20 protein-coding genes are annotated in these 20,626 nt (G+C 68.1%); 5 read left to right on the top strand and 15 right to left on the bottom strand.

The features are described from left to right. Position 1: 1 nt before the first annotated feature. A complete protein-coding gene (locus tag QTH86_RS01800; protein ID WP_286646374.1) occupies positions 2-1,096 on the bottom strand; it encodes a cell division protein ZipA C-terminal FtsZ-binding domain-containing protein in 1,095 nt (364 codons plus the stop codon). Beyond that, positions 1,093-4,605, bottom strand: a complete 3,513-nt coding sequence (gene smc, locus QTH86_RS01795) for a chromosome segregation protein SMC (RefSeq protein WP_286646375.1) — start codon at positions 4,603-4,605, stop codon at positions 1,093-1,095. The genes QTH86_RS01800 and smc overlap by 4 nt, the downstream gene beginning before the upstream one ends. A gap of 104 nt (positions 4,606-4,709) precedes the next feature. On the opposite strand from smc, the gene QTH86_RS01790 reads away from it, so the two are divergent. The 3 genes from QTH86_RS01790 to bla all read left to right on the top strand — a co-directional run bounded on the left by QTH86_RS01790 (position 4,710) and on the right by bla (position 7,149). Next, complete coding sequence (locus QTH86_RS01790) at positions 4,710-5,477, top strand: hypothetical protein (protein WP_286646376.1); 768 nt, start codon at positions 4,710-4,712, stop codon at positions 5,475-5,477. A gap of 89 nt (positions 5,478-5,566) precedes the next feature. Then, positions 5,567-6,259 (top strand): P-loop NTPase family protein, encoded by a 693-nt coding sequence (locus QTH86_RS01785; RefSeq protein ID WP_286646377.1) that lies wholly within the window; start codon positions 5,567-5,569, stop codon positions 6,257-6,259. Between the two features lie 2 nt (positions 6,260-6,261). Next, the gene (gene bla / locus QTH86_RS01780; protein ID WP_286646378.1) at positions 6,262-7,149 is read left to right on the top strand and encodes a class A beta-lactamase; all 888 of its coding nucleotides are present in this window, start codon (positions 6,262-6,264) and stop codon (positions 7,147-7,149) included. Between the two features lie 13 nt (positions 7,150-7,162). Here bla and QTH86_RS01775 read toward each other — a convergent pair whose 3' ends face one another. From QTH86_RS01775 to QTH86_RS01740, 8 genes are all read right to left on the bottom strand, one after another. Continuing rightward, positions 7,163-7,666 (bottom strand): disulfide bond formation protein B, encoded by a 504-nt coding sequence (locus QTH86_RS01775; protein WP_286646379.1) that lies wholly within the window; start codon positions 7,664-7,666, stop codon positions 7,163-7,165. Continuing rightward, positions 7,663-8,775, bottom strand: a complete 1,113-nt coding sequence (locus QTH86_RS01770; protein WP_286646380.1) for a sulfate/molybdate ABC transporter ATP-binding protein — start codon at positions 8,773-8,775, stop codon at positions 7,663-7,665. The genes QTH86_RS01775 and QTH86_RS01770 overlap by 4 nt, the downstream gene beginning before the upstream one ends. Positions 8,776-8,786: 11 nt before the next feature. Continuing rightward, positions 8,787-9,680 (bottom strand): sulfate ABC transporter permease subunit CysW, encoded by an 894-nt coding sequence (gene cysW / locus QTH86_RS01765; RefSeq protein WP_286646381.1) that lies wholly within the window; start codon positions 9,678-9,680, stop codon positions 8,787-8,789. Between the two features lies 1 nt (position 9,681). Then, on the bottom strand, positions 9,682-10,560 hold the full coding sequence (gene cysT, locus QTH86_RS01760) for a sulfate ABC transporter permease subunit CysT (RefSeq protein WP_286646382.1): 879 nt from the start codon (positions 10,558-10,560) through the stop codon (positions 9,682-9,684). 31 nt (positions 10,561-10,591) lie between these two features. Next, the gene (locus QTH86_RS01755; RefSeq protein WP_286646383.1) at positions 10,592-11,599 is read right to left on the bottom strand and encodes a sulfate ABC transporter substrate-binding protein; all 1,008 of its coding nucleotides are present in this window, start codon (positions 11,597-11,599) and stop codon (positions 10,592-10,594) included. Beyond that, on the bottom strand, positions 11,596-12,171 hold the full coding sequence (locus tag QTH86_RS01750) for an RBBP9/YdeN family alpha/beta hydrolase (protein WP_286646384.1): 576 nt from the start codon (positions 12,169-12,171) through the stop codon (positions 11,596-11,598). Before QTH86_RS01750 ends, QTH86_RS01755 begins: the two co-directional genes overlap by 4 nt. Continuing rightward, positions 12,168-12,809: a peroxiredoxin gene (locus QTH86_RS01745; protein ID WP_286646385.1), complete on the bottom strand. Its 642-nt coding sequence runs from the start codon at positions 12,807-12,809 to the stop codon at positions 12,168-12,170. The genes QTH86_RS01750 and QTH86_RS01745 overlap by 4 nt, the downstream gene beginning before the upstream one ends. A gap of 76 nt (positions 12,810-12,885) precedes the next feature. After that, complete coding sequence (locus QTH86_RS01740) at positions 12,886-13,848, bottom strand: LysR family transcriptional regulator (protein WP_286646386.1); 963 nt, start codon at positions 13,846-13,848, stop codon at positions 12,886-12,888. Positions 13,849-13,980: 132 nt separating this feature from the next. Here QTH86_RS01740 and QTH86_RS01735 point away from each other — a divergent pair, with 132 nt between their 5' ends. After that, entirely contained in the window at positions 13,981-14,625 is a 645-nt protein-coding gene (locus QTH86_RS01735; RefSeq protein WP_286646387.1) for an FMN-dependent NADH-azoreductase, read from the top strand. On the opposite strand, the gene QTH86_RS01730 is transcribed toward QTH86_RS01735, so the two are convergent. Both QTH86_RS01730 and QTH86_RS01725 read right to left on the bottom strand, forming a co-directional pair. Continuing rightward, positions 14,598-16,013, bottom strand: coding sequence for an APC family permease (locus tag QTH86_RS01730; RefSeq protein ID WP_286646388.1), 1,416 nt, complete (start codon positions 16,011-16,013; stop codon positions 14,598-14,600). The genes QTH86_RS01735 and QTH86_RS01730 overlap by 28 nt on opposite strands. Before the next feature lie 109 nt (positions 16,014-16,122). Further along, positions 16,123-16,677, bottom strand: a complete 555-nt coding sequence (locus QTH86_RS01725) for an NADPH-dependent FMN reductase (protein WP_286646389.1) — start codon at positions 16,675-16,677, stop codon at positions 16,123-16,125. A gap of 124 nt (positions 16,678-16,801) precedes the next feature. Between QTH86_RS01725 and panE the strand changes: the two genes are divergently transcribed. Continuing rightward, complete coding sequence (gene panE / locus QTH86_RS01720; RefSeq protein WP_286646390.1) at positions 16,802-17,737, top strand: 2-dehydropantoate 2-reductase; 936 nt, start codon at positions 16,802-16,804, stop codon at positions 17,735-17,737. Between the two features lie 124 nt (positions 17,738-17,861). Here panE and QTH86_RS01715 read toward each other — a convergent pair whose 3' ends face one another. The 3 genes from QTH86_RS01715 to QTH86_RS01705 form a co-directional block, all read right to left on the bottom strand. Continuing rightward, a complete protein-coding gene (locus QTH86_RS01715) occupies positions 17,862-18,404 on the bottom strand; it encodes a DsbA family protein (protein WP_286646391.1) in 543 nt (180 codons plus the stop codon). 123 nt (positions 18,405-18,527) lie between these two features. Continuing rightward, on the bottom strand, positions 18,528-19,433 hold the full coding sequence (gene epsC / locus QTH86_RS01710) for a serine O-acetyltransferase EpsC (protein ID WP_286649369.1): 906 nt from the start codon (positions 19,431-19,433) through the stop codon (positions 18,528-18,530). 75 nt (positions 19,434-19,508) lie between these two features. Then, positions 19,509-20,543 carry an exostosin domain-containing protein gene (locus QTH86_RS01705; protein ID WP_286646392.1) on the bottom strand — a complete coding sequence of 345 codons (1,035 nt, stop codon included), beginning with the start codon at positions 20,541-20,543 and terminating at the stop codon, positions 19,509-19,511. Positions 20,544-20,626 lie beyond the last annotated feature (83 nt).

Genomic DNA, 20,626 nt, shown 5'->3' with positions numbered 1-20,626 from the left:
GTCAGCTGAACAGGCGCCGCGCCAGGTGCGACCCTGCCGCCAGGTCGCGCGAATCCAGCGTGTCGTAGAGCTGCTCGAGGTCGGCGCCGATGGCGTCCATGGTGTCCTCGCGCAGCAGCTGGCCGTCGCTGTCGGTCACCACGCCATCCATCTCGCGGGCCAGTGTGGCAGCGGCTTCGCGCATGCGCGCAAAGGGCCGCTCGCCGCGGTCGACCTGCGGCACGTCGAGGCTCAGGGTCAGCTCGCGGATGGCCGACTGCGCCGGGTCGTCCGCCAGCGCCGCCTGGGTGTCGAAGGACAGGCCGGTGATCGGCGGCAGGCCCGCTTCGGCCGCCGGCAGCACCATCCGGCCCGGGATCATCCCGGCGACGAAGCCCAGCCGCGCCGCGTTCTGCTGCACATAGCCGGGGCTCCAGGCCGCGTGCCGTGCGCGCAGCACGAAGGCGAGTTGCGCGTCGTGCGCGCTCGCGAACTGGTCGAGCTCGCGCGCACGCGCCACTTCGTCGAGCATCTCGGGAAACTCCGGTGCACCACCCACCGCGTCGGCGAAGGCCTGCGCCTTCACCACGAACTCGGAATACTCGATCTCGTTGAGCGCGCCGGTGCGGTTGGCCAGCTGCACGCCCACCTGGAAGGCGCCGTAGCGCTGGCCGGCCACCGGGGGCTCCCATTCGCCGTTGTGTTCGTTCAGGCCCTCGATGGCCACCGGCTTGCTGCCGGCGCGCCGGGTGGCGGGCATGGCGGCGATGGCAGCATCGCCCGACACCAGGCCGTCGAGCGACACCGGCGCGATGACGTCGATCAGCGGGTCCAGCCCGCCGCGTCGATCGGCCATCGGGATCGGCAGGGCGCTGGGCGCCGGCAGGTCGGGGTCGAACAGCGGCTCGTGCCGCTCGTTGCCGGGCGTGGGGTGCGGTTCGACATGCAGCACCGGCTCTTCGTCCGACCGTGTGGGCGGCAGCTCGTCGAAGCCGGTGGGCGGTGGCGCGTCGGGCTGGCGCGGCGCATTGCGGCGCGACATCCAGGTGTCGTAGCCCACCACGGCGGCGAGGAAGAGGCCGCCGAGGACGGCCAGGGCGATGGTGAGGCTGCTCATGCTTCGACCATCGACACGGCGGATTCCATGTCCACCGCCACGATGCGCGAGACGCCCTGCTCCTGCATGGTCACGCCGATGAGCTGTTCGGCCATCTCCATCGCGATCTTGTTGTGGCTGATGAAGAGGAACTGGGTGCTCTTGCTCATGGCGGACACCAGCTTGGCGTAGCGCTCGGTGTTGGCGTCGTCCAGCGGCGCGTCCACTTCGTCCAGCAGGCAGAAGGGCGCGGGGTTGAGCTGGAAGATCGCGAAGACCAGCGCGATGGCCGTCAGCGCCTTCTCGCCGCCGGACAGCAGGTGGATGGTCTGGTTCTTCTTGCCCGGCGGTTGCGCCAGCACCTGCACGCCGGCGTCGAGGATTTCATCGCCGGTCATCACCAGGCGCGCGTTGCCGCCGCCGAACAGCTCGGGGAACATGCGACTGAAGTGCTCGTTGACGATCTTGAAGGTGCCGCCGAGCAGCTCGCGGGTCTCGCCGTCGATCTTGCGGATGGCGTCTTCCAGCGTGTTGATGGCTTCGTTCAGGTCGGCCGACTGCGCGTCGAGGAAGGTCTTGCGCTCGCTGGCGGTTGCCAGCTCTTCCAGCGCGGCCAGGTTGACCGCACCCAGCGCCGCGACCTCGCGGTGGATGCGCTCGATCTCGCTCTGAAGACCGACCAGCCGCACCTTGTCGGTCTCGATCGACGCGGCGACCGCCTCGAGGTCGGCCTGCGCGTCGGCCAGCAGCGTCGAATACTGCTCGACGCCCAAGCGCGCAGCCTGTTCCTTCAGCTGGAATTCGGTGATGCGCTGGCGCAGCGGGTCGAGCTCGCGCTCCAGCTGCAGACGGCGTTCGTCGCTGGCGCGCAGCTTCATCGTGAGGTCGTCGTACTGGCTGCGCGCAGCGCCCAACGACGTCTCGCGCTCGAGCTTGAGCGACAGCGCGTCCTGCAGCCCGGCCTGCGCCGCGGCGTCGGACAGGCGGCCGAGCTCGGCCTGCGCACGCTCCTGCTCGTCGGCCAGCGACACCGTCTGCTGCGCCGCCGTCTCGATCGCGCGGCTCAGTTCGCCGCGACGCGCCTCGACGCTGCGCCGGGTGAACGTGGCTTCCTGCGCCTGGCGTTCCAGGCTGCGGTGCTGGTCGCGGCTCGCGGCCAGCGCGCGGCCGGCCTCGATCACGCGCTCGTCCAGCTGCGCATGCCGCTCCTGTGCATCGGCCAGCTGCATGTCGAGTTCTTCGAAACGGCCGTCGGCGGCGATGCGGCGTTCCTGCAGTTCCTCGAGCTGGGCGTCGACCTCGCCGAGGTCGGCCGCCAGCTGTTCGCTGCGGGCGCGGGTCTGCTCGGCCAGTTGCGTGAGGCGCAGCGTCTCGACCTGCAGCTCGTGCGCGCGCGACTGCGTGTCGGCGGCTTCGCGACGCACGCTGACCAGGCGCTGCGCCGCGTCGGCGTAGGCCGCTTCGGCGCGCACCAGCGCCGTCCGCGCCTCGTCGCTGATCAGCGTCTGGGCGCGTAACTGGCGCTCCAGGTTTTCCATCTCCTGCTGGCGTGCGAGCAGGCCGGCCTGCTCCGAATCCTGCGCGTAGAAGCTCACGCTGTGCGTCGTGACGGCATGGCCGCTCTGGACGAAGATGGCTTCGCCGGGCTGCAGCTTCTCGCGCTGCGCCAGTGCCTCTTCGAAGCTGGGCGCGGTGTAGCAGCCGTGCAGCCAGTCGACCAGCAAGGCCTGCAGGCCGGCATCGTTCAGGCGCAACAGGTCCGACAGGCGCGGCAGCGTGGCGCTGCCCTCCGGCGCGCCCGCCGACGGCGGGTTGTAGAAGGCCAGCTTGGCCGGCGGCGCATCGTTGCCGAAGGCGCGGACCATGTCCAGGCGCGACACCTCGAGCGCGCCCAGGCGTTCGCGCAGCGCCGATTCGAGCGCGTTCTCCCAGCCCTGCTCGATGTGGATGCGGCTCCACAGCCCCTGCAGCCCGTCGAGGCCATGCTTGGCCAACCAGGGCGCGAGCTTGCCGTCGGTCTTGACCTTCTCCTGCAGCGCCTTGAGCGCTTCGAGGCGTGCCGACAGCTCGGCATGGCGGGCGCCCTCGGCGTTCACGGTCTGCTGCCGGGTGCGGCGATCGTCGTCGAGCTGCGGCACCGATTCCTGCAGATCCTGCAGGCGGGCGTCGGCTTCGGCGGCGGCCTCTTGCGCCGCGGAGAACTGGAACTGCAGGTCCTGCAGCTTCGCCTCGTCGGGCGCGGCCAGCGCCTGCTTGTCGGCGCGCAGGCGTTCGCTGCGCATCGTCAGCTGGCGGCTCTGCTCTTCGATGTTGCGCTGGTCGGCGGCCAGCACCTGAATCTGCTGCTGCACCTGCGACACGCTCGTGCGCTGCGCATTGGCTTCGTTCTGCGCACGCTGCTGCGCGTCTTCCAGTTCGGGCAGGCGCGCGTCGTGTTCTTCCAGCTGCGCGGCCAGCAGTTCGGCCTGCTCCTCGGCATCAACGCCCTGCCCGGCCAGCGTCTCGATCTCGGCCTCGGCGTCTTCCTTGCGGCCGCTCCACTGCCCGATCTGCTCGCGCAACTGGATCAGCCGTTGCTCGACGCGTTGGCGGCCTTCGACCACGAAGCGGATCTCGCCTTCGAGCCGGCCGACCTCGGCGCTGGCTTCGTAGAGCTTACCCTGCGCCTGGTTGACCTGGTCGCCGGCCGCGTAGTGCGCCTGGCGGACCGTTTCCAGCTCGGATTCGATGCGACGCAGGTCGGCGGTGCGCGACTCGAGGTCGTTCAGTGCCTTGTCGGCATCGGCCTTGATCTTGGCCTGGTCGGCCTCGCTCTCGCTGCGCTTCAAGAACCACAGCTGATGCTGCTTGCGCGTGGCATCCGCCGTGAGCGTGTTGTAGCGCTTCGCCACCTCGGCCTGCTTCTCCAGGCGCTCGAGGTTGGCGTTGAGTTCACGCAGGATGTCTTCGACGCGCGTGAGGTTTTCGCGCGTGTCGCCCAGGCGGTTCTCGGTCTCCCGGCGGCGTTCCTTGTACTTGGAGACGCCCGCGGCTTCCTCGAGGAACAGGCGCAGTTCCTCGGGCTTGGATTCGATGATCCGGCTGATCGTGCCCTGGCCGATGATGGCGTAGGCGCGCGGGCCGAGCCCGGTGCCCAGGAACACGTCCTGCACGTCGCGGCGGCGCACCGGCTGGTTGTTGATGTAGTAGCTGCTGGTGCCGTCGCGCGTGAGCACGCGGCGCACCGCGATCTCGGTGAACTGCGACCACTGGCCGCCGGCGCGATGGTCGGCGTTGTCGAACACCAGCTCGACGCTGGATCGGCTGGCCTGCTTGCGGGTGGTCGTGCCGTTGAAGATCACGTCCTGCATCGACTCGCCGCGCAACTCGGAGGCACGCGATTCGCCCAGCACCCAGCGCACCGCATCCATGATGTTCGACTTGCCGCAGCCGTTGGGTCCCACCACGCCGACCAGTTGGCCCGGCAGCAGGAAGTTGGTGGGTTCGGCGAACGACTTGAAGCCGGAAAGCTTGATGGAATTGAGACGCACGAGGGGTCGTTCCGTCTTGGCTCTGAGGCCAAGGTATTGATTTGTAAGGAATTTCGCACAGCCCGCCGGCTGCCGCCCGAGCGCTCGATGATAACGTGCGGGCCATGCGCGCATTACCCCTGCCGCCCGTCGAGGGCCGCTCATTTTTCACGGGTCGTCGCGCGGTGCTGGCCGGGGTCGCCGCCGCGGCACTCGGCCTGGCCGGCTGCGCCGCCACCCGCTCCACCGAACGCGCCGAAGGCTACGACAGCCGCGAATGGATGCAGTCCAGCGCCAACCGCATCGCCAACCTGGCGCTGCGCGACAACCTGCAGTCGATCCGCCGTGTGCAGCTCTCGCTGTACCGGCGCAACCCGCGCGAGTGGCGCAAGGGTTCGTCCAATGTCGACGATGCCATCCAGCGGACCTGGGACGCGGTCATGCAGGGCACGCCGCTGCCGCCCCTGGGCGGCAAGAGCGGCATCGATGCGGTGCGCCTGGCCTTCGAGCCCGCCTACGCCGGCGACCGCATCGCCGCCCTGGTCTACGGCTGGGCCACGATGCTCAAGGAAGCCAACGGCAACACCTGGGAGCAGACGATGGTCGACGGCGTGAACGCCGAGAACAGCTTCCGGGCGGCACGCAACATCGAGATCTCGCTGTGGCTGATCGGCTCGAAGACCGGCGCCGACGGCCAGCCGCTGCTGCTGGCCACCGAGATCAGCGAGCGCGGGCGCAACCTGGTGGTCGACCGCGAGCTTTCGAAGATCGTGGCGCGGCTCGACCTGCTGGCCGCCCAGGCCGACGAGAAGTACCGCCGCGCCGCGCTCGATTTCGCCCAGGGCTGGATCATGGGCAGCCTGGGGCCCTTCCTGTCGCTGACGAAGCCCTGAGCGGTGATCGCCAGGCGCCGCAACGTGGCACCTAAAATGCTTCGCACCCTTCGGCTTCCCCTCCACTCCCTCCTACCCAGGCACAACTCATGAGCTCCATCAATTTCATCGGCGGCGAAAAAGGTGGCGTCGGCAAGTCGGTCACGTCGCGGGTGCTGGCGCAGTACTTCATCGACCACAGCAAGCCCTTCACCGGCTTCGACACCGACCGTTCGCACAGCTCCTTCACGCGCTTCTACGAAGGCTTCGCCTCGCCGGTGGTGGTCGACAGCTTCGAGGGCCTCGACAAGGTGGTCAACGGCTTCGAGCACAACCCGCAGCAGAGCGTGATCGTCGACCTGGCGGCGCAGACGCTGGCGCCGCTGTCGCGCTGGATCAAGGAATCGGACCTGTTCGACGTGTTCGCCGAACTCGGCGTGGCGGTCAACTTCTGGCACGTGCTGGACGACGGCAAGGATTCCACCGACCTGCTGGGCACGCTGATCGACACCTTCGGCGACCGCCCCAACTACATCGTGGTGCAGAACTACGGCCGCGGTAGCGACTTCGGCATGCTGCTCGGTTCGCAATCGCTGCAGAAGGCGGTCGCCCACGGCGCACGCGTGATCGCGCTGCCGCGCCTGCACGATGCCAGCATGCGCAAGATCGATGCGCAGAACAGCAGCTTCTGGAAGGCCGTCAACGACCGCGAAGGCCCGCATGCCCTCGGTCTGCTCGAGCGCCAGCGCGTGAAGACCTGGCTGGGCACGGCCTACGCGGCCTTCGACACGCTGCCGCTTTGAGCATGCAGCGGCGCGCGTTTCTGCTGGCGGGGTCGGCCGCCGCCGCCGGTGTCCCCGCTTTGGCTGCGACCGATCCGGCCCTCAAGCCCTTCCGCGCGAAAGTCGCGCAGGCCAAGCTCAATCGCATCGAGGCAGACAGCGGCGGGCGCCTGGGCGTCTGCATCCTGGACACCGCCACCGGACGGCGCCTGGTCCACCGCGCCGGCGAGCGCTTCCCGATGTGCAGCACCTTCAAGCTGCTGGCCGCGGCGATGGTGCTCCAGCGGGTCGACCAAGGCCAGGAACGGCTCGACCGGCCGATCGCCATCGAGCGCGCAGTGATCCTTCCTCACTCCCCCGCGACCGAGCCGAATGTCGGCGGCACGATGACGATGGGCGCTCTGTGCGAAGCGACGCTCACGCAGAGCGACAACGCCGCCGCCAACCTCATGCTGACCAGCTTCGGCGGGCCAGCCGCCCTCACCGCCTACCTGCGCGCACTGGGCGACCCCGTGACCCGGCTCGACCGCAACGAGCCCGGCCTGAACGAAGCGATCGCCGGCGACCCGCGCGACACGACGACGCCGGCCGCCATGCTCGGCCTCGTGCGCAAGCTGGTGCTTGGCGACGCACTCAAGCCCGGTTCGCGCGTGCAGCTGCGGGATTGGCTGATCGCCAACAAGACGGGTGGACAGAAGATCCGCGCGGGCCTTCCTGCCGGTTGGCAGGCGGGCGACAAGACGGGCGGCGGCGCCTTCGGCACCAACAACGACGTGGCCATCGTCTGGCCACCGGGACGGCGGCCGATCCTGGTGTCGGCCTACCTCACGCAGACGACCGCCCCACTCGCGCAACGGGACGCCGCACTCGCTGCGGTCGCAGCGCTGATCCCCGATTTCATCGGCGCCTGAGCGCCGAGCGCGCTCAGGCGCGTGGCGGGCGCTTGACCAGCAGCACCAGCAACAGCACCGCGAACGCCACGAAGCACAGGAAGGACCAGTTCGCGATCGACAACCCCAGGAAGGTCCAGTCGATCTTGGTGCAGTCGCCGCTGCCGCGGAAGATCATCGGGATCGCCCGCTGCAGTGGAAAGGTCTCGATCATCCCGTAGATGTCGCGCCCGCAGGAACCGAATTCCGGCGGGTACCACTGCAGCCAGCTCTGGCGGGCCGCGGTGTAGGCGCCGCCGATGGCCACGATCAGTGCCAGTGCGGCGCCGGTGGCCTGCAGCCCCCGCCCGCGTGCCAGGGCGGTCAGCCCGGTGATCACCGCCACCAGGACGAGCGCGTAGCGCTGCACGATGCACATCGGGCACGGCTCGAGGCCGACCACATGCTGGAGGTACATGCCGAAGGCCAGCATGGCCACGCAGGCCAGGCAGATCAGCGCGAACGCGCGGCGCGGTGCGCCGAAATACCAGTCGATCAAGGAGACACCCAATCCTCTACAAACACCCGGGCCTTGCGCGGCGTGGCGACGACGGTGTCGCCCTCGGCGAGGCCCAGGTCCCGGAACTGTTGCGCAGGGAGTTGCGCTTCGATGATGGCTCCGGATGCAGGATTATCAGGACTCGTTTCGACGGGTTCGAGTTCCAGCCGCGCGATGGGTCCGACGACGATCGCGCGAGAAATCTTTGCGACCAGGCCGCGCGAGGCATCGCCCGTCCGGGCGCCAGCGGCATAGGGCTGAATCTCGATGTCGTGCGGCCGCACATACGCGAGCGCCTTGCTGTCCTGCACGCCGCTGTGCTCGGGCGCCTGCAGGCGGATGCCTTCAAGCTGCACCTCGCCCTCGTGCGCGCGGCCGTGGAACAGGTTCACGTCGCCCAGGAAGCCGTAGACGAAGGGGCTGGCCGGGTGGTCCCAGACCTCCTGCGGCGAGCCGACCTGCTCGATCCTGCCCTTGTTGATGACCACCACGCGGTCGGCCACCTCGAGTGCCTCTTCCTGGTCGTGCGTCACGAAGATCGAGGTGACGTGCAGCTCGTCGTGTAGGCGGCGCAGCCAGCGGCGCAGCTCCTTGCGCACCTTCGCATCCAATGCGCCGAACGGCTCGTCGAGCAGCAGCACCTTCGGCTCCACCGCGAGCGCGCGGGCCAGCGCGATGCGCTGGCGCTGGCCACCCGAGAGCTGCGAGGGGTAACGGTCGGCCAGCCAGTCGAGCTGCACCAGCTTGAGCAGATCGGTGACCTTCTGCTTGATCTGCGCCTCCGAGGGGCGCTCGCGCCGCGGTTTCACGCGCAGGCCGAAGGCGACGTTCTCGAAGACGGTCATGTGGCGGAACAGCGCGTAGTGCTGGAACACGAAGCCGACCTGGCGCTCGCGCACGTGCACGTCGGTGGTGTCCTCGCCCGAGAACAGGATGCTGCCGGCGTCGGCCGTTTCCAGCCCCGCGATGATGCGCAGCAGCGTGGTCTTGCCGCAGCCCGAAGGGCCGAGCAGTGCGACCAGCTCGCCGGAGGCGATGTCGAGGTTGACGTCGTTCAACGCGCGGAAGTCGCCGAACTGCTTGCTGACGTTGCGGATTTCGATGCTCATGGTGTTCTCTTTTAGGCGGCCTGCGGGCGCTCGGGGGGCAGCTCGGCAATGGCCTTCATCTCGCGCTCGTGGCGCCACTCGATCACCGACTTGATGACCAGCGTGACCAGCGCCAGGATGGCCAGCAGTGACGCGACGGCGAAGGCCGCGACCGACTGGTACTCGTTGTAGAGCACCTCGACGTGCAGCGGCATGGTGTTGGTCTGACCGCGGATGTGGCCCGACACCACGGACACCGCACCGAACTCGCCCATGGCGCGCGCATTGCACAGGATCACGCCGTACAGCAGGCCCCACTTGATGTTGGGCAGCGTCACGCGCCAGAAGGTCTGCCAGCCGGTGGCGCCGAGCACGATGGCCGCCTGCTCCTCGTCGGTACCCTGTGCCTGCATCAGCGGAATCAGTTCGCGCGCGATGAAGGGGAAGGTCACGAAGACGGTGGCCAGCACGATGCCGGGCACGGCGAAGATGATCTTCACATCGTGTGCCGCGAGCCAGGGGCCGAGCCAGCCCTGTGCACCGAAGACCAGCACGTAGATCAGGCCGGCCACCACGGGCGACACCGCGAACGGCAGGTCGACCAGCGTGGTGAGCACGGCCTTGCCGCGGAACTCGTACTTGGCGATGGCCCAGGCCGCGGCCACACCGAAGACGAGGTTCAGCGGCACGGCGATGGCCGCGGTGATCAGCGTGAGGCGGATCGCGCTCCAGGCGTCGGGTTCCTTCAGCGCCTCGACGTACGCGCCGAAGCCCTTGCGCAGCGCCTCGGTCGCCACCGCAGCCAGCGGCAGCACGAGGAACAGGAACATGAAGAGCAGCGCGAGCCCGATCAGGGTCCAGCGGACCCAGGGCGCTTCGGTGGTACCGGCGCGTGCGCGGCGAATCACTTTTTTCGGAGCACTCATGTCAGGTCGCCGATCGCCGGCGCTGCCAGCCTTGCAATGCGTTAATCACCAATAGCAGCAGGAACGAGATCACCAGCATCACCAGCGCCACCGCGGTGGCGCCGGCGTAGTCGTACTGTTCCAGCTTGCCGATGATGATGAGCGGCGTGATTTCCGAGATCATCGGCATGTTGCCGGCGATGAAGATGACCGAGCCGTACTCGCCCACCGCGCGCGCGAAGGCCATGGCGAAGCCCGTGAGCAGCGCCGGCAGGATGGAAGGCAGGATCACGCGGGTGAAGGTCTGCAGCCGGGTCGCACCGAGCGAGGTCGCGGCTTCTTCCAGTTCCTTCTCGGTGTCTTCCAGCACCGGCTGCACCGTGCGCACCACGAAAGGCAGGCCGATGAAGATCAGCGCGATCACGATGCCCGCCGGCGTGAACGCCAGCTTGATGCCGTGCGGCTCGAGGTACTGGCCGATCCAGCCGTTGCCGGCCAGCAGCGCGGTCAGCGAGATGCCGGCCACGGCCGTGGGCAGCGCAAACGGCAGGTCGACCAGCGCATCGACGATCTTCTTGCCCGGGAACTTGTAGCGCACCAGCACCCAGGCCACCAGCAGGCCAAACACGAGGTTGACCAGCGCCGCGATGAACGACGCACCGAAGGTCAGCCGGTACGACGCCATCACCCGCGGCGCGGTGACGGCCACCCAGAACTGGTCCCAGGTCAGCGTGAAGGTCTTGAAGACCAGTGCCGACAGCGGAATCAGCACGATCAGGCAGAGGTAGAAGACCGTGTAGCCGAGCGTCAGATTGAAACCCGGCAGCACGCGCCGGGTGCCACGCGCACGCGAAACCGGCGCTGCCGCGGACGACAGCGCCGACGAGGGGGCGCCGCTCATCGCGCGGCGCTCCGGAGCCGAACCAGGGCGTTCACTTGGTGCCGGGCGTGTAGAGCTTGTCGAACTGGCCGCCGTCGTTGAAGTGCACCTTCTGCGCTTCGCCCAGGCTGCCGAAGAGTTCGGCCACGGTGAACAGTTGCACCGGCTTGAAGGTGGCGGCGTACTTCTTCAGCACGGCCGGCGAACGCGGGCGCAGCGCATGCTTGGCGGCGATCTCCTGGCCCTCTTCCGAGTACAGGAAGTCGAGGTAGGCCTTGGCCACGTCGGCGGTGCCCTTCTTGGCGACGGTGCGCTCGACGATGGCGACCGGGTTCTCGGCCAGCACGCTGATCGACGGGTACACGGCATCGACCTTGCCGGCGCCGAATTCGCGGTCGATCGACAGCACTTCGGATTCGAAAGTGATCAGCACGTCGCCGATGTTGCGTTGCAGGAAGATGGTGGTCGCGTCGCGGCCGCCCTTGCCCAGCACCGGCACGTTCTTGAACAGCTTGCCGACGAACTCGGCGGCTTGGGCGTCGGTGCCGCCCTTCTTCTTCACGTAGCCCCAGGCAGCCAGGTAGGCGTAGCGGCCGTTGCCGCCGGTCTTGGGGTTGACGACGATCACCTGCACGCCCGGCTTGGTCAGGTCTTCCCAGTCCTTGATGCCCTTGGGGTTGCCGTTGCGCACCAGGAACAGCATGGTCGACGTGGTCGGCGATGCGTTGTCGGGGAAGCGCTTCTGCCAGTCCTTGGCGACCACGCCGATGCCGGCGAGGAAGTCGACGTCGGTGGTGGTGTTCATCGTCACCACGTCGGCGTCGAGGCCGTCGGCCACCGCGCGCGCCTGGGCGCTGGAGCCGCCGTGGGCCTGGTCGATCTTCACGTCCTTGCCGGTCGCCTTCTTGTAGCTGGCGATGAACGCCGGGTTGATGTCCTTGTAGAACTCACGGGCCACGTCGTACGAGGCGTTGAGCAACGTCGTGGTCTGGGCGATGGCGCCGGAAGCGGCCGCGGCGAAGACCACGGCGGCGAGGATCGTCTTGATTCTAGAAGTCATAGGGTGGCCAGGTTGTCGGAAGCGTTGTGGCCGGCCAGCAGCTGGCTCGGCGTTTCGGTCAGCGACTGCAGCAGCGCCAGGCCCAGGGGCCAGTCGCCGTGTCCGGAGTCGACATTGATGTGGCCCGCATTCTGCATGCGGACGAATTCGCTGCCCCAGGCGCGGGCATAGGCGCCGGCCAGGCGCACGGGGCAGAAGGGGTCGTTGCTGCTCGCCACCACCACGCTGCGGTACGGCAGCGCGGCATAGGGCACGGGCGCGAAATCGTTGAGGGCGGCGCGGCGCTCGGGGTCGGCCGGCGCTACCAGCAAGGCACCGGCTATGCGTTCGGTCACCTCGGGCGGCAGGTGCGTCGTCGCGATGCAACCCAGGCTGTGCGCGGCCACGACCACCGGTGCGTCCTGCGCCAGGATCAGGTCGCCGATTGCCTTCACCCAGGAGGCGCGCCGCGGCGACACCCAGTCGTCCTGCTCGACGCGCACGGCACCGTCCAGGCCCTCGGCCCACAGGCTCTGCCAGTGGCCTGGGCCCGAATCGCGCCAACCCGGAACGATGACGACGCGAAAGGTCACTTGTTCGGTTGCGGCGTGACGCGCAGGTACGGTCGCACAGCCTTGAAGCCTTTGGGGAAGCGCTCCGCCAGTTCGGCCGGATCCTGGATGCTCGGGATGATGACGACGTCGTCGCCGTCCTTCCAGTTGGCCGGCGTCGCGACCTTGTGGCTGTCGGTGAGCTGCAGCGAATCGATGACGCGCAGGATCTCGTCGAAGTTGCGGCCGGTGCTGGCCGGGTACGTCAACGTGGTGCGGATGACGTGCTTCGGGTCGATGATGAACACGCTGCGCACGGTGGCCGTGGTCGACGCGTTCGGGTGGATCATGTCGTACAGGTTCGCCACGGTGCGGTCGGCGTCGGCCAGGATCGGGAAGTTGACCGTGGTGTTCTGCGTCTCGTTGATGTCGGCGATCCATTCCTTGTGCTTGCCCACCGGGTCGACGCTCACCGCGATCGGCTTCACGCCGCGCTTGGCGAACTCGGTGGCCAGCGCCGCCGTCTTGCCCAGTTCGGTGGTGCAGACGGGCGTGAAATCGGCCGGGTGCGAGAACAGCACCACCCACGAATCGCCGGCCCAGGCATGGAAGCTGATGGGGCCGTCGCTGGAATCCTGCTGGAAATCGGGGGCGGTGTCGCCGAGTCGAAGGGTGGCCATGGTCGTTGCTCCTGGGGTTGGAGCGCCGATTGTGCGAACCCTCGCTCGGATAACAAACGAATATCTGCTTGTTTGTTTATCGCGATTCGGGAATAAGGGGTTCGGCCGGACACGGTTCTTCGCAGGGGGCCGCCGCATGGGGCTCGTCACCGTCGAGATGCGCCGACAGGAAGTCGATGAGGTGCCGCACCGCCGGCACCTGGGCGCGGCGCGGCGCGAACATGGCGTGCACGATGCCGGCCGGCGGCGTCCAGCCCGGCAGCAGTTCGACCAGTTCGCCACTCCGAATCTCGCGGCGGCACATGTAGTCGGGCAGCATGCCGGCGCCGACGCCCTGCACGATGGCGGATTTGAGCGCCAGCAGGTCGTCGGCCACGTAGCGGGGCTGGTGCGGCACCTGGTGCAGCTTGCCGTCCGGTCCATTGAGCGGCATGACCGCTCGCCCGTCGCCGGCCGCCATCGCCACGGTATCGATGCGCATCAGGTCCTCCGGCCCCTTGAGCTGTCCCTGGTGCGCCATGCGCTCGGCGCTGATCACCAGCAAGCCCCGGCTGATGCCGAAGCGACGCGCCGAGAGCGTCGCGCTGTCTTCGATCACCGCGCGCACGCGCAGCGCCAGGTCGACGCCGTCTTCCACCGGATCGACCGGCCGGTTCATCACCCGCATCTCGACTCGCACCAGAGGGTAGCGGCGCATGAACACCGGCAGCAGCGGCCCGACGCTGGCCTGCGCGAGCGTGACCGGACAGCTGATGCGCACCGTGCCGCGGGGCTCGGTCTGCACCTGGGAGACAGCCTCCGCCGCCGCCTGCGCCGCATCGCGCATCTCCACGCAGTGCCGCAGGTACACCTCACCGGCCGACGTGAGCGACAGCCGACGCGTGCTGCGCTGCAGCAGCTGCACGCCGAGCACCGCTTCCAGATCGGCGACTCGTCGCGACAGGCGCGACTTGGGAATACCCAGCGCCTTGCTGGCGGCGGTGAAGCCGCCCCGCTCCGCCACTTCGGCGAAGAACACCATGTCATTGAGGTCTTGCATGTCCGGATTGTCCCAAATCAAGAACGATCTGACGCGAATATGGCTACTTATCGCCCACTCACCCCAAAAATAGAATTGTCTCCATGCCGGCCATCCCCGCCGATGCTTCCAACCGAAAGTGAGCGAACGATCATGAAACTGCTGCAAGTCGATTCCAGCGTGCTGGGCACCAACTCCGTCTCCCGCCAACTGACCGCCGAAATCGTGGCCGAATGGCGTCGCGTCCACCCCGACACCACCGTCGAGCACCTCGACCTGGCGGTGGACACGCCCAACCACTTCGACGCCAATGCCCTGGGCATCAAGGTCGCCGTGGCCGAGCCGACCGAAGCGCAGAAGCGCGAGAACGCCGTCTCCGAGAAGCTGGTCAGCCAGTTCCTCGCCTCCGATGTCATCGTGGTCGGCGCCCCGCTCTACAACTTCTCGGTGCCCAGCCAGCTCAAGGCCTGGATCGACCGCCTGGCGCAGGTGGGCCGCACCTTCAAGTACACCGAGAAAGGCCCCGTGGGCCTGGCCGGCGGCAAGACGGTCATCGTCGCGTCGACGCGCGGTGGCCTGTACTCGACCAGCGAAGGCGGCCGGGCCATGGAGCACCAGGAAAGCTACCTCAAGGTGGTGTTCGGCTTCTTCGGCATCACCGACGTGCGCATCGTGCGTGCCGAAGGCCTGGCCATGGGCGAAGCAGCCAAGGCAGCGGCGATCGAATCGGCCCGCGCCGAGATTCGCACCGCCAGCGCCGAAGCCGCGAATCAGGGCGTCGCTACGCTCGCGGCCTGAGCGCCTGGCCGCCGGCTGTGGCGGTTGACCAGCACGGTCACCCCCCACAGCACGACGCCGATGGCCAGCAGCACCGCCGCGATCTGGTACTGCACCATCGCGCGGCCCGTCCAGGGTCCCACCAGGAACGCGCATGACAGCGCGCCCACCACCGGCAGGAGGGTGGGCGTGCGGAAGTGCTTGTGCGCGACCTTCTCACGCCGCAGCACCAGCACCGCGACGTTCACGATCGTGAACACGCACAGCAACAGCAGCGCCGTCGTGCCGCCCAGCGCGGGCACGCCACCGACGAAGCCGATCAGGCCGAAGGCCAGCAAGGTGGTGAAGCCGATCGCGACGTAGGGCGTGCGCCGCTTCGCATGCACCTTGCCCAGTGCGTCGGGCAGCACTTTCTCGCGGCTCATGCCGTAGACCAGGCGGCTCGCCATCAGCATGTTGATGAGCGCGCTGTTGGCCACCGCGAACATCGTGATGAAGCCGAAGATCCACACCGGGAAGTTCGGCGCGCCCGCCTGCACCACCTTCAGCAACGGCGTCTCGCCCTCGCCCAGGTCCTCCGGCGACACCAGCGTGATGGCCGAGATCGACACCAGCACATAGATGACGCCCGTGATGGCCAGGCCCGCCAGCAGCACCTTCGGAAAGATGCGCGACGGGTCCTTGCACTCCTCGGCCATGTTGACCGAGTCCTCGAAGCCGACCATGGCGAAGAAGGCCAGCGTGGTCGCGGCGATCACCGACCAGAAGGCACCGCCGCCCTCGGGCGACGCCTTGAACTGCGTGATGCGCGAGACGTCGCCCTGCCCCGAACCGATCGCCCAGGCGCCGATGCAAATGATGATCAGGAGGCCGGTCAACTCCACACAGGTCAGGACCACGTTGGCCTTGACGCTCTCGCCGACGCCACGGAAGTTGACGATGGCGACCACCGCCATGAACAGCAGGGCGACACCGGTGATCCCCCAGCCACCCGCGCCCAGGTCCAAGCCGAACGCCCCCGAGAAGTTCGCCGCAAAGGCGCGCGACGCCGTCGACGCCGAGGTGATGCCCGAGCACATCACCGCGAAGGCCACGATGAAGGTGATGAAGTGGATGCCGAAGGCCTTGTGCGTGTACAGCGCCGCGCCGGCCGCACGCGGGTACTTGGTCACCAGTTCCAGATAGCTGAAGGCCGTGACCAGCGCGACCGCGAACGCCACGAGGAAGGGCAACCACACGACGCCACCGACCTGCTTGGCCACCTGCCCGGTCAGGGCGTAGATGCCGGTTCCGAGGATGTCGCCGACGATGAAGAGCAGCAGCAACCAGGGCCCCATCACGCGGTGCAGCGCGGGCTCGGCCTCGCCTTGGTGGGCCGTGGGCGATGTGTCGGGGGTGGCCTGTGTCATCGGGCAGCTCCGGTAGAAGGACGACACGCAGTGTCGCGTCGCCAGGCGGCCCGGAGTGTCGTGATCGGGCCCCTGCGCGTGTCAGCCGGCTCCTGACGCCAAACGACGGTCAGGCCGCGTTGTGCGTCTTCACCCAGGCCACGTACTTGTCCACCCAGCTCTGCAGGAACTGCCGGCTGGCTTCCGACACATGGCCCTTGTCGTCGAACAGGCCTTCCTTGTTCTGGATGAAGGCCTCGGGCTGGCCGAGCGTCGGCACGTCCAGGTAGGCCAGCACATTGCGCAGATGCTGCTGCGCCAGTGCCGTGCCGATGGCACCGACCGACACGCCGATCACCCCGGCCGGCTTGCCGCCCCAGACGCTCTGGCCGTAGGGCCGCGACGCATGGTCGATGGCGTTCTTGAGCACGCCCGGGAACGAGCGGTTGTATTCCGGCGTGATGAAGAGCAGGCCCTGCGCCGCGGCGATCTCCGACTTGAGCCGCTTGACAGCCGGCGCCTGGTTGCCGTCGTCGTCCTGGTTGTAGAGCGGCAGGTCGCCGATCTCGACGTGTTCGAAGGTGAACTCCGACGGCGCCAGGTGGGCCAGCGCGAGCGCGAGCTTGCGGTTGAAGGAATCCTTGCGCAGGCTGCCGATGACGACGGCGATCTTGAACTGACTCATGAAAAGCTCCTTTGGATTCGAACGGGGGGATCGAACCATTATGAGGAGCTTCGAATGGCCGTGCATCCCCCTGCAGGCAGGGATCGATGCATCATCGTGTTTCCATCTTCAGGAGTCATGGGTCATGCGTTTTCTCATCGTGGGCGCCGGTGCGCTCGGCGGTTATTTCGGTGGCCGGCTGCTCGAGGCCGGTCGCGACGTCACCTTCCTGCTGCGCGCCCGGCGCGCGGCGCAGATCGCACGCACCGGCCTGGTGGTGCACAGCCCCGCAGGCGACCTGCACATCGGGGCGCCGCCGCACCGGCTGTCCGAGCAGCTCGGCGAACCCTTCGACGTGGTACTGGTCGGCTGCAAGGCCTACGACCTCGAGGACACGATGGCGTCCTTCGCGGCAGCAGTCGGCCCGAACACGGCGATCCTCCCGCTGCTCAACGGCCTGGGCCACATCGACCGGCTGGTCGAACGCTTCGGCAGCGACAAGGTCCTCGGCGGCCTCTGCATGATCTCGGCCACGCTCGATGCAGAAGGCGCGGTGCGGCATCTGAACGATCTGCACGGCCTGACCTTCGGCGAGCGTGACGGCACGATGTCGCCCCGCGTCGAGGCGATCGCGGCTCAGTTCGAGGGTGCCAACTTCAACGCGGTAGCCACCCGCGACATCCTGCAGGAGATGTGGGAGAAGTGGGCCTTCATCGCCGCCACCGCGGGCCTCACCAGCCTGATGCGCGCAACCGTCGGCGACATCGTGAGCGCTGGCGGCCAGGACATCGCGCTGGCCATCGTGGACGACTGCGCCGCCATCGCGGCGCACAACGGCCACCCGCTGCGCGATGCCGCACGACAGCGCATGCAGGGTGCGCTGACTGCGGCCGGCTCACCGATGACCGCTTCGATGTACCGGGACCTGCGGCTGGGCGGCAAGGTGGAGGCGGACCACATCATCGGCGACCTGTTGGCCCGCGCGCCGACGCCTGCGCCGGCCGTGCCGTCCGTGCTGCGCACGGCCTACGTGCATCTCAAGGCCTACGAAGCGCAGCGTGCGCGCGAAGCCACGACCTGAACGAGCACGGGTGCGGGCGCATACCGATTTGCATGCAAAGTGAGAACAAGGCGCGAAGCAGCAGACAGTGCTGTAGCACGGCAAGGCGAAGCAACGCAGTTATCGCTTTGAAGGCAAATCGGTATCAGCCCTTGGCCAGTGCCTGCTCGATGGCCTGCTGCAGGTGCGCCAGGCCGAAGGACACGTCGACGAACGCGCCATTGAGATAGAAGCTCGGCGTGGCGCGCACGCGCAGCTGGTCGGCCACCTGCATCTGCTCCTGCACGCGCTGCAGGTAGACGTGGTCGCGCATCTCGTTCTCGTAGCGCGCCATGTCCAGGCCGACCTGCTGCGCATGGTCGCGCAGATGCGCCTCGCCCAGGCGGTGCTGGTGCGCGAAGAGCAGGTCGTGGAAGGGCCAGAACTTGCCCTGCGCACCGGCCGCTTCTGCGGCTTCCGCCGCGAGTTCGGCGTGCGGGTGCACCTCGCGCAGCGGGAAGTGCCGAAAGACGAAGCGCACCTGGCGGCCGAAATGGTCCCGCATGATCTTCACCGCCGGGGCCGCCTGGGCGCACGACGGGCATTCGAAGTCCCCGTACTCGATAAGCGTGACGCGCGCATCGGCGGGTCCGAGGATGTGGTCGGTGGCCGGGTCTGGCACGAGCAGGGGGTTCACGGTGGCGTTCATGGCGATGTCCTGTGTGGGGTGGGCCCGCAGAAGCGGCAACGACACGCAGTATGGTCCGCCTCGATGTCGCTGGCGATACGGCCGGACGCGTGTGTGTGACAGATGAAATCTGCCACCCCCGCGTCAGGGGCACGGCCTGTTCTGCAGGCTGGCCTGGGTCACGCTGGCGCCGGGCGGCACGTCGTCGGTGATCCACACGTTGCCGCCGATGGTGGCGCCCGCGCCCAGCGTGACGCGGCCCAGGATGGTCGCGCCGGCGTAGATCACCACGTCGTCCTCGACGATCGGGTGGCGCGGCAGCCCTTTCTGCAGATGGCCGTCGGCACCGAGCGGGAAACGCTTGGCGCCCAGGGTCACGGCCTGGTACAGCCGCACGCGTTCGCCGATCACCGCGGTTTCGCCGATCACCACGCCGGTGCCGTGGTCCATGAAGAAACCGGCGCCGATGGTCGCGCCCGGGTGGATGTCGATGCCAGTCTGGCCGTGCGCCAGCTCGGCCACGATGCGCGCCAGCAGCGGCAGGTCGAGCCGGTACAGCCGGTGCGCCAGGCGGTGATGGATCATCGCGAGCACGCCGGGGTAGCACAGCAGCACCTCGTCGACGCTGCGTGCGGCCGGGTCGCCCTGGTAGGCAGCGAGCACGTCGCTGTCGAGCAGCCGGCGGATCTGCGGCAGCGAGGCGCCGAAGGCCCGTACGGCGTCGGTGGCGCGCGCGTCGATCGCCGCCTCGTCGATCGCCTGCTGGCGCCCGACGTAGCGCAGTTCCAGCTTGGCCTGCGTCAGCAGGCCGAGCAGCGCGGCGTCGAGCGTGTGGCCGACATAGAAGTCTTCGCTCTCGTGGCGCAGGTCCGGCGGCCCCAGGCGCATCGGGAACAACGCGCCCTTGAGCGCCTCGACGATCTCGGCGAGCCCCTCGCGGGACGGAAATTCGCGCCCGACGGGCTCGCGGGAACGCTTCTGCGAATCGCGCCATTCGTTGCGCGCATCGCGCAGGGCGCGGACGATGTCGTCGACGTCGAAGGAATGCATGACCGGCTGCGTGCCCGCGGCACGCGATGGAGGAACAGCCTGCGGTTGTAGCGCAAAAACCGCCGCCGACGGCCGCTAAGGCTTTGCGCCCTGCCCACCCGCCTCGGGCACGGCGGACGCGGGGCGCGACGCCAGCAAGGACTTCAGCGCCCGCTTCACCCGCTTGGCCCGGGCTCGCAGGTACAGGTTGCGCATGTCCGAAGCGAGCAGGTCGAGGTAAGGCCGCAGCGTGCCCTGCAGCGCGACCTTCTGCGCGAGGATCAGCCGCAGGGTTTCCGCGAGATGGTGAAAGGCATGCGGACGGTCGATATGCTGTTCCCAGGCCTCGCGTGCGGCACGCCCGAGCGCCACATGCGGCGCGTCCGCCAGGATGCGCGGGAGGTCGCCCACCTGGCTCTCCTTGACCCGGAGGCTGAACTTTTCCCAGGGGATGAAGGGCGGCGGAACCCAGTCGTCGGACAGGATGACCGGGCAGCGGCCCATCTCCATCGCCTCGAACAGGCGATAGGTGCTCGGCCCGATGCCGCGCGGCGACAGCATGAAGCGGCTGCGCACACAGACGCTCGCGTATTCGCCTTCATATGTCGCGCGCTCCTCCGGGCTCAGAAGCCAGGCATGCCGCTGGGTCGTGTCGGCCACATACGTCTCGGGAATATTCGTCTTCAGGATCCGATCGCGCACCTCGCAGTTGTTCGCACCGACAAAGGAATAGAGCAGGTCCTGGGGCAGGTTCAAATCCCGCGCGCGGCTCACGGGATGGTTTTCTTCGATGCGTGCGAGATACACACCGCCCGCAGACACCCCCGGCTTGTGGTGCACGGCGCGGAGCGACGGATAGATACCCTGCATCAACGGGAAGGCGTAGTCCCAGTCGTGATAGATGAATGTCTTGTCGGGGTAGCGGCGGCGCAACGGATGCCACAGCACCTCTTCCATGAACATGTCCGCCCCCTGGTGCCCCTCCATGAAGAGGATGGCGTCGGCCGCCTCGGGGTCCTCGGTGAGCGTGTGCACGCCGTGCACGTCGAGCGCCGCCGCCGCCGAGAGCCACTCCGCAGCATGCGTGCCCCAGATCGCGTTCGGATACGCCGTCAGGACTTTGATTTTCATGATCCCACCACCCGTTGTGACCAGACCGTCCGCTGCGGGGACCCAGAGGGCCTGGGCCGAGGCGGCGCCCGAAAAGTGAACTA

This window comes from Variovorax sp. J2L1-78, assembly GCF_030317205.1.
In the GTDB taxonomy this organism is placed as follows: domain Bacteria; phylum Pseudomonadota; class Gammaproteobacteria; order Burkholderiales; family Burkholderiaceae_C; genus Variovorax; species Variovorax arabinosiphilus.
Note: the sequence above shows the minus strand (reverse complement) of the source record. Positions and strands in the feature narration are given on the sequence as shown.